This window comes from Anaerocolumna aminovalerica (assembly GCF_900115365.1).
Classification (GTDB): Bacteria; Bacillota; Clostridia; order Lachnospirales; family Lachnospiraceae; genus Anaerocolumna; species Anaerocolumna aminovalerica.
Genome location: NZ_FOWD01000005.1, coordinates 89,749 through 104,921 on the forward strand (window position 1 = coordinate 89,749; position 15,173 = coordinate 104,921).

General features: G+C 30.4%; 12 protein-coding genes. 5 read left to right on the forward strand and 7 right to left on the reverse strand.

All coding sequences use genetic code 11. From position 1 onward, the window contains the following. Positions 1 to 168: 168 nt before the first annotated feature. From BM183_RS04465 to BM183_RS04475, 3 genes are read right to left on the reverse strand one after another with little or no spacing between them, the layout of a single operon-like run. Positions 169 to 1,869 (reverse strand): AAA family ATPase, encoded by a 1,701-nt coding sequence (locus tag BM183_RS04465; protein WP_091684742.1) that lies wholly within the window; start codon positions 1,867 to 1,869, stop codon positions 169 to 171. Positions 1,870 to 1,872: 3 nt separating this feature from the next. Next, the gene (locus BM183_RS04470) at positions 1,873 to 2,751 is read right to left on the reverse strand and encodes a DNA adenine methylase (RefSeq protein WP_091684743.1); all 879 of its coding nucleotides are present in this window, start codon (positions 2,749 to 2,751) and stop codon (positions 1,873 to 1,875) included. 19 nt (positions 2,752 to 2,770) lie between these two features. Further along, complete coding sequence (locus BM183_RS04475; protein ID WP_091684745.1) at positions 2,771 to 4,243, reverse strand: ParB/Srx family N-terminal domain-containing protein; 1,473 nt, start codon at positions 4,241 to 4,243, stop codon at positions 2,771 to 2,773. 486 nt (positions 4,244 to 4,729) lie between these two features. On the opposite strand from BM183_RS04475, the gene BM183_RS21455 reads away from it, so the two are divergent. Next, positions 4,730 to 5,002, forward strand: a complete 273-nt coding sequence (locus BM183_RS21455) for a transposase zinc-binding domain-containing protein (RefSeq protein ID WP_242960856.1) — start codon at positions 4,730 to 4,732, stop codon at positions 5,000 to 5,002. Further along, entirely contained in the window at positions 4,945 to 5,757 is an 813-nt protein-coding gene (locus BM183_RS04485; protein ID WP_170847887.1) for an IS91 family transposase, read from the forward strand. Before BM183_RS21455 ends, BM183_RS04485 begins: the two co-directional genes overlap by 58 nt. A gap of 208 nt (positions 5,758 to 5,965) precedes the next feature. On the opposite strand, the gene BM183_RS04490 is transcribed toward BM183_RS04485, so the two are convergent. From BM183_RS04490 to BM183_RS04505, 4 genes are all read right to left on the reverse strand, one after another. Then, positions 5,966 to 7,324: a sensor histidine kinase gene (locus BM183_RS04490; RefSeq protein ID WP_091684749.1), complete on the reverse strand. Its 1,359-nt coding sequence runs from the start codon at positions 7,322 to 7,324 to the stop codon at positions 5,966 to 5,968. After that, positions 7,312 to 7,974, reverse strand: a complete 663-nt coding sequence (locus tag BM183_RS04495; protein WP_091684848.1) for a response regulator transcription factor — start codon at positions 7,972 to 7,974, stop codon at positions 7,312 to 7,314. Before BM183_RS04495 ends, BM183_RS04490 begins: the two co-directional genes overlap by 13 nt. A 172-nt stretch (positions 7,975 to 8,146) precedes the next feature. Then, entirely contained in the window at positions 8,147 to 8,986 is an 840-nt protein-coding gene (locus BM183_RS04500; protein WP_207650129.1) for a TraX family protein, read from the reverse strand. Between the two features lie 161 nt (positions 8,987 to 9,147). Then, a complete protein-coding gene (locus BM183_RS04505; RefSeq protein WP_091684751.1) occupies positions 9,148 to 10,905 on the reverse strand; it encodes a Na/Pi cotransporter family protein in 1,758 nt (585 codons plus the stop codon). A 647-nt stretch (positions 10,906 to 11,552) separates the two neighbouring features. On the opposite strand from BM183_RS04505, the gene BM183_RS04510 reads away from it, so the two are divergent. The 3 genes from BM183_RS04510 to BM183_RS04520 all read left to right on the forward strand — a co-directional run bounded on the left by BM183_RS04510 (position 11,553) and on the right by BM183_RS04520 (position 15,172). Beyond that, on the forward strand, positions 11,553 to 12,827 hold the full coding sequence (locus BM183_RS04510) for an MBOAT family O-acyltransferase (protein ID WP_330392321.1): 1,275 nt from the start codon (positions 11,553 to 11,555) through the stop codon (positions 12,825 to 12,827). Positions 12,828 to 12,894: 67 nt separating this feature from the next. Next, on the forward strand, positions 12,895 to 14,016 hold the full coding sequence (locus tag BM183_RS04515) for a DHHW family protein (protein ID WP_170847888.1): 1,122 nt from the start codon (positions 12,895 to 12,897) through the stop codon (positions 14,014 to 14,016). A 34-nt stretch (positions 14,017 to 14,050) separates the two neighbouring features. Next, positions 14,051 to 15,172 carry a GDSL-type esterase/lipase family protein gene (locus tag BM183_RS04520; RefSeq protein WP_170847889.1) on the forward strand — a complete coding sequence of 374 codons (1,122 nt, stop codon included), beginning with the start codon at positions 14,051 to 14,053 and terminating at the stop codon, positions 15,170 to 15,172. Position 15,173 lies beyond the last annotated feature (1 nt).

A 15,173-nucleotide genomic window follows, 5' to 3' on the forward strand; every position in this document is an offset into this window, starting at 1 on the left:
AAAAGATATTTTTAATTATGAATAAATGTTATATATTTTTACATACCAGTAAGACTGTCATTGACAACGTTAATAAGATGATACCTTTTCTATTCCTGAGAAAGATTTTAAAATGCTTCGTTACTTTGGCATTTATGGGTTAATTTTACATTTCTAATAATCTTATTATCATTTCTGTAATTCTGCATTTTCATTGTCATTTGCTACAAGTCCCATCATATAATCAAATCCTAACTTCTCTGCAATCAAATTATATACATCAATAAACTCTTGGACAAATTTATTAGCTTTATCTGGATTTTTTAAAAACCAAAAATCGAATAATTTATTAATTCCTCCCAATGTTTCTTCCATGTATGCAAACCAACTCTTATATTCCTTCGCGTCATACTCAGCTTCTACCCAATCTCTGAAGCAAATCTCATAGGGCATTCTAACTTCTTGAATAGTTTGTTCAAATTCTGAATAAAATATAGGGTCCTTTAGCAACATAAACAATCCCTTTTCAACATCTTCTGGAAGAAAAAGAATATTTTTTGCAGTATTTAAAATATAGTTTAATTTTGTTCTATCAGCTTTTTCACGAACATCATGATCTAGGATAATTACGCTATTTATAAATTCAGGAACATTTTTTTGATGTAATTGAACATAATTTGTCCAACCTAAATCAATATCTACAACATTAAAATAATTTTCAAAATTATAGTCTAAATGTTTTGAAAGTAAGTAGAATAATAATGACTTAGCTCTCTCATCTTCCAAGTAAACATTAACACTCTGTCTTACTGTTGATGGTTGCATATTAATACCATCTATTATAGTATTAAGGTCAGATGATGTTCTAATGTTTCTCCCTGTAATCATTCTTTTACTATCACCAACTTCTCCAACATAATAAGATTCCAAATATATAAGTTCACATTCATAATTATATGAAATTATTGATGGGTCTATTCGTTGTTTTTGTAATTTTTTAACTTCATTACGTTGCAGGGAATTAACTTCCTTCATAATCATTGGAGAATGTGTTGTAAATACTATTTGAATTTTTAATTCTTTTGACTTTTCGTAAAGGAATTTAACAAGTTTTTTCTGTGAGTACCCATATAAAGTTGCATCCAACTCATCAATCAACAATATTCCCCCTTTATATGCAGGGTATTTATCCTTCAATCTTTTAAATGATAATATAGCCAAAATAATTCTCCCGATATTACTTTCACCAGCTGAGTTAGTGAATACATCATGCGTAGTATCATTAACACCTACAAAACTTCTTTTAGCATCAGCCTTCTCCATTACTGCTGATGCATCTTTTGAATCTTGTATAGATAAAATTTCCTTATAATATCTTGTAAAAAATATATTTTCTTCATCTGTTAGTTTAATATCTACAGATTTTGTTTTTGCAGTCTCACCAATCGGAAATAATCTTCCTAAACTTAAATAGTAAACCGGTAATTGAACATAACCAGAGCCTTTAGCTCTACTTTTTGCGTTCCAAAATCTAATATCATCCGGGTTGCTCTTTGTTGGTCGCTTCATACTAGTAATCTTAATCTGATTGTCCTTATAATATCCGTTATTATAAAAATTCAACGTCCAAATATGTTCACCAAAACGATCAAAAGTCTTTGATAATTTAAATTTCTCTTTAAATTGTGATTTGAAATTATAACCATCAATAGTTGTACATCCATACATTGGATGACCTGTAGATATTGTAAATGGCTGACCAAGCATTCCCAATACGGTTGTTTTTAATGTTGCATTACGTCCAGCTATTGCCGTTATATTTTTCCCTATTTGTAACTTCAAATTCTCAATAGCTCTAAAGCGTTCTATATCAATATTTTCAATAATCATTAATTATACTCCTCTTAAGTTAATATTTATTTTTTTATCTAACAATTCCTCATTGTTTGGACAAAAAGCAGTACTCTTAAATATTATTACTTCAGAACTTTTACGTGTATTAGCCACACTATAATTTAGATCAAATCTTCTAATACAGTGGTTTTTGTATATTTCTATAATTTCTGGTGTATCATCGTATGTAATAATCCAGTTATTGTCAACATTATTCATTATCCTATCAGCAATTATAGTGTGATCATGCTTTTTAAAAAAGTTTTTGTATAATTCGTGTCCTTTATTAAAATACGGAGGGTCAAAATAAACTAACACATCCTTTCCATACCTCGGTAAAACGCAATCAATAAAACCCAATATTTCTTTATTATAAACTTTAATATGTTTTTTTCTACTCGCTATATCCTTAATTCTATTAACAAGATTCTCTCTGTTATATCTTGCATCAATTAGGTAATTTCCATTTTGCTCCATTCCGCCTATTGGTCCTGCTTTTAATATTCCAGATCTATTTGTTCGATTTAGAAAAAATGTAGCAAATGCCAAATCTAAGGAATATTTATTATTTTTATTTGTATAAATCTCTTTTTGTCTATTCCACTCTTCTATCGATACAGGTGTTTCGATTATCCTATCAATCAAGTTATTAGATTCTATTAAAATTGCTCTCCAAACAGAATAGATTGCCTTATCATAATCATTTATTACAATATTATCTACATGTCCCTTCATTAATAGCGATAAAGCCACACCTGCTCCTCCAGCAAACGGTTCAATATATGTACCACCCTGTATATTTAATTTTTCTATCATGAATTCCATAAATGGAGCAAGTTTTCCTTTTCCACCTGGATATCTTAATGGCGAATAGAGCATCTACCATCCCTCCATTTCATCAACTATTCAAGCAAATTTCTAATATTTTTCTCATATTATCAAAATAATAAATCAGAATATTTTTATTAGGTAAAACAGAATCATAATGAACATATCCATTAAAAATACTAAAAATCTTATCATTTTTTCTAATTTGATTCAAATTACTATGTTCTGCTAGACTAATGATCTTCTTTACTCTCATACTCTCCAGGGTTGCATTAAAAGTTCCTTCCAAATTATTTTCAATAATTTTTCCGCTCTCATTTACATTATTTAAATAATACTTTAAACTTAATTCAACCAACACTCTCAATAAAACTGCCTGAGCATTAATTGAATAATTCAGATTTAGCCTTTTTAATTCATTTATAATATCATTAATCTTGATCATCTTACAAGAAACCATAAAATCATCAGGTATTAATACATTTCTATTCGAAGTATATTTTTTATCATTTTTATTTTCTTTTTTATTTTTCTCTTTATTCCTTAAATCGTTTTTATTTTCTACATCCGACTCTTTACTGGTTATTTGAGTAGTTTCCTTCTTTCCCAAATCATTTGATGATAAAGTTTGTTTTTCTTCCTTGCGAGATTCAATCAAAATTTTATTTTCTGCTAAATAATTCATAAGTTCAGGAATATCTTCATATGTACTTCTTGTTCCATTAAAATCAACGCAATAATCAGGAATAAAAGCAGCTTGTGCAACAATATATAATATTTTATCAAATATATCCTTATCTAAAGCAGTTTGAATATAAAAATTATCATCGTAGCTTAAATCTAAAATATCTCGTAATCTTGGATTCTTTTTATCTTGTGTTTTTGCGCTAAATAAACGAGTTAACCTAGATGTTTTAATATCTTGGAGATTTAAGTATTCTTCTTTTTGTTTCTGTGTCCAGTATTGTAGATTAAGAACATATTGAATTACCCTATATTCCTTTAAACCGCTACGTATTTTAGATTGAGAAACACCTGTAACTAGTGCTATTTCGTCAATTGTTCTTCCTGCATCAAATTCTAATGCAAAAAATTTATATTTTGAAATTGTTGACCATTTTTTTATTCCATCAATATGCTTTGCTGCAAGTGAACTTTGAGCACTTATTCTACTAGGCATTACATCTACATTAATATTAGAAATATTATTGATTAAATTATCTGTAATTACTAATTTATTTATGGATGCCGGTCTTCGATTCTGTAACAATCGAGGATTCATTAATATTTTACATGCACATATTCTTCTATTACCTTCTAAAACAACATATTTCCCATTTTCTTTTACAGCTATAACTCTCTCTCCTGCATATAATCCGCCACTTTTACTAATATCCATAGCTAATTGTTCTACTTCTTCATAGTCAATTAAATAATCTACAATACTTTGTTGTGATGGATTAGGTGGTATAATAAATCGAGGATTATTTTCATCCAGAATCAAATCGTTAATATTTATATCTTTAGTGACATAATTAAGCATTCTTTCCCCCCACTATTGGCTACATAGCTTATTTATTCAATGTTAAAGTTAAAGTCCAAGTATTATTAAAAGTCCAAAGAAATATCCCTTCAGAAACTTATTAAAATCTTCATTAATCTTCAATCTCTATTCATTATATAGATATTAGATAAATAAACAACTATTTACTGATACAATAAACCAAGATAATTTTACCATATTTATAAGCAAAATTGTATAAAAATTTTCATTCAATTTTAAACATCTGAGTCATTTCTTCAAATAACCCCTTTATATTTTTACCTTCATCCAGTAATTCAGCTGCTATAGATTTATTACTTACTAATCATTCAGCAATTTTGGTAATAATCTTGTTATCATAAACTTCTCCAATCGATTTTCCGCGAATATCCTTACTCCCCTGACCCCTCATTCATGAGGGGAAGGGGTTTTCTTAATAGTCATATGAGTATATTAAAAGATATTTTTAAAAACCATTATGAAGAAATGTTATATATTTTACACCCTCGAAAAACTGTCATTGACAACGTTAACCGAATGCTTAACTTCGGTGACTCTTCTCATGGGGGTGCTTTTTGGGGGTGCCCCGATTGTGGCAAACTTAAATTTGTTTCTTATACTTGCAAAAGCCGTTTCTGTCCTTCCTGTGGTAACATGTACAATCAGAAACGTTCTTTCCACATGTCTTGCAAGCTTATTTCTTGCGTCCAAGACATTGTGTTTTTACTATTCCTGAAGAACTTCGTAGCTTCTTTTTAAATGATCGCTCTCTACTTGGAGAACTTTTTTATTCCGTTCGTGATGCAATCCTCTACATGTTCTCAAAAATGAATAAAATCGAAAACTTTACTCCTGGTTTCGTCTGCGTTCTTCATTCTTTTGGACGCGATTTGAAATGGAATCCTCACATCCATGCTCTTATTTCAGAGGGCGGTGCTGGTAACATCACTCCTTGGCGTATTGTAAAACACTTTGATTATACCTTTCTTCGAAATTCCTTTCGGAAAGTCCTTCTTAATAGAATGTCAAAACATATCGGTCCCTCCTTTAAGAAAGTCAAAAATGAGATGTATACAAAGCATTCTAATGGTTTCTATGTACGAGTCAAGCCGAACTCCTGCACTCCAGATAAAACCATTAAATATATCACGCGCTACATTTGCAGACCTGTCATTGCAGCTTCTCGTATTGATAAATACGATGGCTATTCCGTAACATTTCACTATAGCAGACATGAGGATGATGCTCTCGTAACAGAAACAGTTCCTTTACTTGTTTTTATAAAGCGATTAATTGTACATATCCCTGAAAACATTTCTAAAAGCTTCGATACTATGGAATTTATGCAAAACATCACAAGCAAGAAAAAAATCTCAGAAAATGCCTTTCCTGTGAGAAACGTAGGCTCTTACGTTCCTTACTTGATTTGGAAACAATCCATTCTTCTAACGTTTGGATATGACCCTCTTCGTTGTCCTAAGTGTGGCACTTCTATGTTGGTTCTAGAAGTGTAACATAAAAAAAATGCACTATTTGAACAATATCGAAAGTCTATAGGTTATGGATAAATCCACTTTCCATGCAAATTCATGGCGAAGTAGCACCCTTCGCTCTTTTGTTATGCCATTTTTTATTTCTACTCTATTATACACTATTTTTTCGATTTGAGGAATTTCCTAATAATTAAAAAAAGCTGTCAAACATTATGCTAGCCTGTTATCTTTAACAAATTTTTATTTCAAAAATAACCATAGCCCCAGTTTGATCTGACTTATTGTAATAAGTTATGCCGCCATTATATTTTTCTGCAACATTGCTAGCAAAATACATTCCTAGTCCGTAATGTTCTTCGCTTCTTTCGGATTTTTCCGTATAAAATTGATTTTTAGCATACTTTAAGGCCTCACTGGTAAAACCTTTTCCAAAATCTTCAACTGATATAACAAGTTTGTTTTCCAAACATTCAAAATACAACTTAATCATTTTTTTTGAATTAGTATGTTCTATTGCATTCTGAATAAGGTTTAATACTGCTCTTTCAACTAAATCTCTATTAATAATAATGTCAACTTCAAATACTTTATTATGTGTAATTTGTTCTATACCATGTAAATTACAGATTACTTCACTTGCTTTAATAATACCATCTATAAGAGTAGTTAATGTAACCTTTTCTTCATTGCCCGATGTTAAAGTATTATTTGTCTCATCAATCAATAATTTAATATATCTTTCTATTCTATCAGAGTTACTATTAATTAAATCAGCAAGTTGATATATTTCAGCTATATTATTTTCTTCTAAAATAAGTTCTGAATTACCCTTTATAACAGTAAGCGGCGTTTTAATATCATGTGCAAGTGCAGAGATATTGCTTTTTCTTTTCTGTTCAGTTTCCCATTCCTTTTTTAATGATTGTGATAATGCTGTTTCCATATCATAAAGCGATAATAATATATCATTAAATTCTTTAATTTTAGAATTTTTACGTTCTACATTAAGTTCTCTATTTTGAATCTGGCTTATTTCCTCAAGTACTGGTTTAAGTTCCTTCTTTAACTTTCTACCAAAATGCAATGCATTATTTATAACAATAACAATAAAAATTATAAAAAACAAAATTAGATACATCAGCTCAAACTTAGGAAAAAGTTTATCAAGAGTATAGGATGAAAAATGTACAGATATATCATACTGAATAACACAATATTCGTTAGCTCTTTCAATCAATATAAATCGATTATTAGATTTTTTTGCATCTTTGATAAATACTTTTGCATCATCTACAATATCTTCACTAAAATCACCTGATAAATAATTTCCATTAAAATCAAATAATCCGTATTTACAAGTATATGGTATTAATGCTTTGTCAAAAGGTTCACTCTTTCCAATTATACTCTTATTTATTTCAAGATAATGCTCGGCATAATTTGCAGGTAAAATAAATCCACTATTAAGCGCTATATTAAACAGTAAAATAAACACAAAAATCTCCATAAGAAAACAAGCAGCAAGCCATAATAATTGCTCTAAAAACAGCCAAAATAGTGTATAGGATTTATTTTTTATAAGTTCCATTTGTAGCCTATCCCCCAAACTGTTTCAATTGGTTGTTTATCGCAATGTTTCAGTTTAGCTCTTATATTTTTTATATGCTCTCTAATTGCGCTGCAATCACTTTCAGAGTTAAACCCAAATACTTTCTCAATTATCTGTTCAAGTGAAAATACCTGCCCCTTGTTTTTTAACAGGAACTCACATATCTCATATTCACTTTTAGTTAACTTTATTTGCTCATTTTTATAAAAAAATATTTTTTCTGAAATATCTAATATATAATTGCCACTTATAATCCGATTATGGTATTCTCTTTTTTCACGCCTTATATGTGCATTTACTCTGGCTCTAAGTTCAGCTAAGCTAAATGGTTTCTTTATATAATCATCAGCACCAACTGCAAATCCTTCCGTTAAATCTTCATCCATGGCCTTTGCAGTTATAAAAAGAATAGGACAATCAACAATATTACGGATTTCTTTGCAGAAAGAAAAGCCATTTGTACCAGGCATCATTACATCAAGTAAAATTAAATCATATTTAGAAAGATTACCTTTATTCACTTTTTCAATATTATCTAGAATATCAACAGAATGCTTATCATTTTCAAGGGCCTTCTTGATAATTGATAAAATTTGAATATCGTCATCAAGTGCAAGTATTTTTGACATATTAACACCTACCTTTACTTGATAGTATATCATACTTTTAATCATAAGAAGACACTTTATTCAATGCATATTTCTGTTAGTCATTAAATATAAACATAAAATTTGGTGTCTTCTTTATTCTTCTATAAAAATTAAAACTAGTTAATACATGTTAGAATCTTACTTCTAAAGCTTATTTGTTCAGAATTAAGTAAAGTAAAAATGACAGCCCATATAGAATATAAACATGTCCGGGGTAGAACCAATAAAAAAGTTTCTTATTGCCTGCTCCCCTCTCACCGTTATACATCAACATCAATATTGCCGCAAAAGCTCCCATCCATTCAAAAGCTACTGTAAGCAAAAGTTCTATAGTAATACCAGACATTAATGCAAGGGGTAAAACTACATCTATCACAATTGTTGAAATAACAAAGACAATAGCTTGCCACTTGCGGTTTTTACGAAATAAATACATAAGGATGCCTTGTAAAATAAAAAATGTACCTCCATCCATAATGAAACTATGCAAAGGAAGTATGGAAAGACTCAGAAGATTAATAAAATTCCAAGCACCGGGAACCCTGCTACCGATAAAGAATGCTAAAAATGGTAATATAATTGGTACAATAATTGCAGGTAAGCCTTTAACCCACTGCTTTTTTGAGCACCAGTCAAATCCTTGTAAAATAATTAATAATATGGAAAAGGTGGCAAGCATCTGATTTTGTGGATAAAATCCATCCGGCCTTGTAAGTCCTAATTCAATGATAAAAAATTGTATTAGCCCCATAACAACAGCAATGGAATAAATCTGTGTAAAATATTTTTTTCTGTTATGAGTGTGAGTAAAACCTTCAATAATACAAAATAGAAATAAAGGTGCAGATAGTCGTCCCAACATAGAAAACCATATTGGTATTTTACCGGTAAATTCAAAGAAATAATGAATATGGTCTAATACCATAAGAAACATAGCAATATATTTTAGTTGAAATCCAGTAAGCCCTTTTTGTTTCATTGTTTTTTCCATAATTAAATTCCCCTTTCTTAGATATTAAAAGTATATCTGTAATTTATAAGGATTTTATAAGGACTTGAAAGAATTTTTAAAAAGAGATTGACGCAACATATCTGACACAACAAAGGCACTATCAATTCTAAATTGATAGTGCCTTGTATAATGTTCAATATCTAAGGTAATTGATATAGCTTTTTCACAGAATAATAATCATCTTTAAACCCTTTATTATCCTCATGTTTCAGTACATCTAAATATTCATGTATATCAAATTCATCCATGTTTAGCTGAATAACATCAACAGCAATGTTTGAACAATGGTCGGATACCCTCTCTAAATTAGTTGTGATATCGGATAGGATAAAACCTAATTCAATGGTACACTTTCCTTCCATAAGCCGGTTAATATGTCTTTTCTTTATTTCGTTATGCAGATAGTCAATTACCTCTTCTAAAGGCTCAATTGACTTTGCACCTTCAATATCTCTATTAATAAAGACTGTAACCGCTTTATCCATAATATCTGTTACAGCTTTGATAAATACTTTTAATTCATGTTCAGCTTCTTTAGAAAAACTAACTTTCTTTTCTTTCATTTCTTTTGCCGTCTGCATTATATTTAATGCATGGTCAGAAATTCTTTCAAAATCCCCAATACAATGAAGTAACAATGATAATGTTTTACTATCTTCATTAGAAAGTTGTTTACTGCTTAATTTAACCAAATAACTTCCTATTGCATCTTCATATTTATCTACTCTATTTTCCGATGCGATTATTTTTCTTTCTGCTTCATCATCATATTTCACTAATAATCCTATGGAGGATAAAAGGGCTTCTTTTGAAATTTCAGCCATTTTGTCCGTCATATCCTTACAAAGCTTAAGCCCATAGGAAGGGGTTTCCAAAAAACGCACATCAAGAGTTTGAAATTCATTTTCTTCTTTTTCTTCTTTTCCATCCTTGATGGTCTTAATTGCAAGCTTTTCAAGTAAATTAGAAAAAGGCAGCAAAACGATAGTAGCCGCAATATTAAATGTACTGTGAATTACTGCAATTCCAGTGGGACCTGCCGCTTCTCCTAAAACACTAAAATGCATAAATGTATTAAGACCGTAAAATACAATCATAAATATAGTAGTTCCTATCAGATTAAAATACAAATGAACAGCTGCTGCTCTTTTTGCATTCTTATTAGCACCAATACTGGATAATATAGCAGTAATACAGGTACCTATGTTTTGTCCCATTATAATAGGCAAAGCAGTACTATACTTAACTGCGCCGGTTAAACACAATGCCTGAAGAATACCTACAGAAGCAGAAGAGCTCTGAATAATAGCTGTAAAAACAGCACCTGCTATCATACCAAGAACAGGGTTGGAAAACGCCGTTAATACGTTTATAAATGCAGGTACTTCAGCCAAAGGTTCTACTGCATCACTCATGGTTTCCATACCAAAAATCAATATAGCAAAACCAATTAGAATAGTACCTATATGTTTCTTTTTTTCTTTTTTTGAAAACATTAAGAATGCAATTCCAATAGCTGCTAATACAGGTGTAAAAGAGGAGGGTTTTAAAAAGCTAACAAAAAAGTTATTACTTTCTATTCCTGCTAAACTTAAAATCCATGATGTAACCGTCGTTCCTATGTTTGCACCCATAATAACCCCAATTGCCTGGGATAATTTCATAATACCAGAATTAACAAAACCAACTACCATTACTGTAGTTGCCGATGATGATTGAATAATACCTGTAACAGCTGCTCCAAGTAATACAGCTTTTATTTTGTTTGAGGTAAGTTTTTCAAGAATTGCTTCTAATTTTCCTCCAGAAAGTTTTTCAAGGCCTTCTCCCATTGCATTCATTCCGTATAAGAATAAGGCTAGTCCACCAATCAATGTTAATACACCAAATATGTCCATTTTTTTATCTCCTCTTTAAACACCATCATTCTAATTTCACTCAACACAAGATTATTAAGTTCCTGTAAAGTCTATACTAATGTTTTGTAAAGTTTATGTAAAGTTTTTATTTGTAGATTATGGAAATTAGTAAGACACCGTGTAAGCTCCTTCTAATACTCTCATGTTTTGTCTTTGTAACCAATTTTATGCCATTGTAACTTCATTAATTTAATTATAATATAGGGACAGCTATAAAAATAGGATAAGACATAACATTCCGGAATAACTTAAAACACCTTGGAATAATTTAGTAAAAAGGTACAACCTAATTTAAATCAATTTGTAATTAAAATTTAAAATCTATGTAAAGACTAAATCTTTTATATGTGTTAAGATTTTTATAGCTTGTAAAACGACAAAATCTTTTATAATTTTTTATATTTCTACTTTTTTTAGTCATTTTAGCTAATTTTAAATTATTTTAACTATTTTTTATAATTTTTAAAACTTTTTGGGATGCTATTAAGTCTATATAGTGTCGAATTTACATAGATAAGGAGTATATTATGCTTTTCAGTAGTTTGCTATTCATTTTTCAATTTTTACCTGTTTTTTTTATTATTTATTATTTATCGCCAATACGCTTTAGGAATTTAATATTATTTTTGGCAAGTGTCTTTTTTTATGCATGGGGCGAACCTCGATTTGTTATTTTAATTTTAATTTCTATTCTTATAAATTATATTGCAGGAATTTTTATTGAGCGTTATGACAGAAACGAAAAGATTCGAGTTACAATTTTAGTGCTTTCCATTATTTATAATATTGGAACATTAATGTTTTTCAAGTATTTTAATTTTATTATTGAAAATATAAATTATATTTTCAAAGGAGATATTAGTTTTATAGATATTCCCCTTCCTTTAGGAATCAGTTTCTATACTTTTCAGATTATGTCTTATACCATTGATGTATATAGAAGAGATACCAAGGCAGAAAGATCATATATTAATTTAGGCGCATATCTTTGTATGTTTCCTCAATTAATTGCAGGTCCTATTGTAGTTTATACACAGGTATCAAAGGAACTAAGGAAAAGGAGTTATTATCTTAAAGACATAGAGAAAGGATTAAGAATCTTTATATTAGGGCTGGGATCTAAAGTGCTGATTGCCAATAACGTAGGTGGATTGTGGGATGATATGGCCCAAATAGGATATGCTAATATATCTATGCCTTTGGCATGGCTGGGACTTCTCTCCTTCTCTCTTCAAATTTATTTTGATTTTAACGGCTATTCATTGATGGCTATTGGACTTGGTAAAATGCTTGGATTTGATTTTCCACAAAACTTTAATTTTCCATATATCTCAAAATCCGTTACAGAATACTGGAGAAGATGGCACATTACTCTTAGTACATGGTTTAAAGAATATTTATATATCCCTCTGGGAGGCAACCGGAAAGGGAAATTAAGAACCTATATCAATCTGTTTATTGTTTGGTCAGTCACCGGTTTATGGCATGGGGCAAGCTGGAATTTTATTTTTTGGGGAATCTATTTCTTCGTTTTACTTTCATTAGAAAAATTATTCTTAAAAAAATGGTTAGAGAAGAATGTGATTTTATCCAGAATTTATACCATTCTGGCTATATTACTGGGATGGATGATATTTGCCATAACTGAATTAGAGAATATAAAAATTTACTTTGGCAGATTATTCTCTTTCTCCATATCGGAAGACTGGATATATTATTTAAGAAATTACGGAATGATTCTCGTAATAGGTATCCTTTTTTCTACTCCATTCCTGAAAAAATGGTATGATAAGCAGGCAAATAAAATATTATGCAATATATTGTTATTGGTAATATTCTTACTTTCCATTGCCTATCTGGTAGATGCAGCATACAATCCATTTTTATACTTTAGATTCTAGTAATAAAAAGCAATTTTTCAACATCTTGGTTTATACGCATTGCTAAAGCATGCAGATGGGAGTTTTTATGAAAAAAATACGGCATTATCCCTTTTTAATCGTTATGGTTATTCTGATTCTTGGAATATCCTTTATAAATTTGATAAAAAAAGATACCGATTTTTCCGAAATGGAAAATAGATATTTAGCTCAAAAACCTGAACTTACCTTGGGAAACATACTGGATTCTTCTTTTGGAACCCAATATGAAACTTATGTAAATGAACAGTTTATTTTCCGTAATCAATGGATTGGCGGAAAAGCAATTACGGAAACTCTTTTAGGTAAGCAAGAAAACAACGGAGTTATCAAAGGTAAAAATGGGTACTTGTTTAATAAGCAATTAAATATAGATAAACAATTAAAAAAGAATGTGAAAGCCATAAGGGACTTTGGTAAAAACACAAATACGAAGACCTATGTATCCATTGTACCTAATTCATATGATATTTTAAAAGACTATCTCCCAAAAGGAACTCCAAATATTGATCAGGAGGCACTGATTGAGCAATCTTACGAAACACTTAAAGAAGAAAAGAAGATTACAAATATTAAGTTAGATAATACCTTAAAAGAACATAAAAATGAATATATTTATTATCGTACGGACCATCATTGGACAACTTTAGGAGCATATTATGGATATCTTCAGTTTTGCAAGGAACAGGGATTAACTCCTGTGGATATTAATAGTCTTACTGCCCATAATGTTGATAACTTTTATGGAACTTATGATTCTAAATATAAAGGTATTGGCATTAAACCGGATACTATTACCTACTACCAAAGGCCAATTGAAAAGATGGTCATAGGCAATGAGGAAAAATCCGGACTTTATGATCTTGAAAAAACGAAAGTAAGGGATAAATATGCTATGTTCCTGCATGGTAACAATCCCATTAGCATAATATATTCAAAAGAAAATGAACAGAATCAAGGAAAAAAATTATTATTACTGAAAGATTCTTATGGAAATAGCATGATACCTTATCTGACCTATAACTATCAGGAGATTTATGTTGTAGATTTGAGATATTATAGCGATAGTATAAGCAAGTTAATTGAGGATAAGGGTATTCAGACCACATTCATATTATACAATTTTGATACAATGATGACAGATAATCATTTTTATCGGCTAAGCCGATGAATTGATGGGCTTTAAATATAATGGAGGATATAACGTGGTACAGCAATCACAACGAAAAGAATGGCGGAGAAGACAAAGAAGGCGAAAAAGAAACCTGCTTCTTTTTAAAATTTTAGTATTCATACTGGTGCTCTCCGGCGTTGGTTATGGAGGGAAAAAATTATACGGCATATACAATGCGGAGGCATCCAAAGATAACTCTGTTTCAGAGATTCCAAATATAGTAGATCCTGCTGACAATACAGAAGAAACAAAAGAACCCGGTCAAACAGATAATATTGATATACCGGAAAAGCCGGATGAAACAAAGAAGCCTGATTCATCTGAGAAACCAGATTCATCCGGAAATACTGATAAAGCGGAAACTGATTCATCCAAAGATCCAAATGGGCCTGAAAGCCCGGATTCATCAAATAGTACCGATGAAACTAAAAAGCCGGATTCATCACATAATTCCGATGGAAAGGAGAAGCCGGATTCATCAGAGAAGCCAGACAAACCGGAAAAACCTGCAACAGATAAGTCCGATGAGACAAAAGAGCCTGATAACCAGAAAAAAGATGATGATACAGTAAAAGCTGATGACTCTTATTTTGATGATGCAGTCTTTGTTGGAGATTCCAGAACAGAAGGTTTTGGAATGTATTCAGGTTTAAAGAACGCTACTTTTTATTCTGAAAAGGGCTTAATGGTGGATAGTATCTTTAAAGATAAGGCAGTTAAAATAAGTGGAGATAAAGTAACCATTATGGAAGCATTAAAAAAACGCTCCTTTGGGAAGGTCTATATTATGCTTGGGGTAAATGAACTTGGCTGGCCCTATGACAGCGTGTTTATCGAACACTATAAAAAAGTTATTGATGCTATAAAGGAATCCCAGCCACAGGCTGTTATTTACATTCAGAGTATTATCAATGTGAGTAAGGAAAAAGATAAGAATCCCCCTTCTTATATCAACAACAAACAGATTAACAGCAGAAATAAGTTAATCAAAAAAATGGCAGAAGAAGAAAACGTTAATTACCTGGACGTAAATGAGGTTTTGACAGATAGTTCAGGCAATTTATTTGCAGATGCATCTACTGATGGTGTACACTTAAATCAAAGGTACTGTTTAGTTTGGAAAGATTATTTATTAAAACATACAATAAATTAAA

Bases quoted from the DNA above. Each gene is read 5' to 3' on its own strand.
- BM183_RS04465 (WP_091684742.1), bottom strand. From the start codon at position 1,869: ATGATTATTGAAAATATTGATATAGAACGCTTTAGAGCTATTGAGAAT.
- BM183_RS04470 (WP_091684743.1), bottom strand. From the start codon at position 2,751: ATGCTCTATTCGCCATTAAGATATCCAGGTGGAAAAGGAAAACTTGCT.
- BM183_RS04475 (WP_091684745.1), bottom strand. From the start codon at position 4,243: ATGCTTAATTATGTCACTAAAGATATAAATATTAACGATTTGATTCTG.
- BM183_RS21455 (WP_242960856.1), top strand. From the start codon at position 4,730: ATGTTATATATTTTACACCCTCGAAAAACTGTCATTGACAACGTTAAC.
- BM183_RS04490 (WP_091684749.1), bottom strand. From the start codon at position 7,324: ATGGAACTTATAAAAAATAAATCCTATACACTATTTTGGCTGTTTTTA.
- BM183_RS04495 (WP_091684848.1), bottom strand. From the start codon at position 7,974: ATGTCAAAAATACTTGCACTTGATGACGATATTCAAATTTTATCAATT.
- BM183_RS04500 (WP_207650129.1), bottom strand. From the start codon at position 8,986: ATGGAAAAAACAATGAAACAAAAAGGGCTTACTGGATTTCAACTAAAA.
- BM183_RS04505 (WP_091684751.1), bottom strand. From the start codon at position 10,905: ATGGACATATTTGGTGTATTAACATTGATTGGTGGACTAGCCTTATTC.
- BM183_RS04515 (WP_170847888.1), top strand. From the start codon at position 12,895: ATGAAAAAAATACGGCATTATCCCTTTTTAATCGTTATGGTTATTCTG.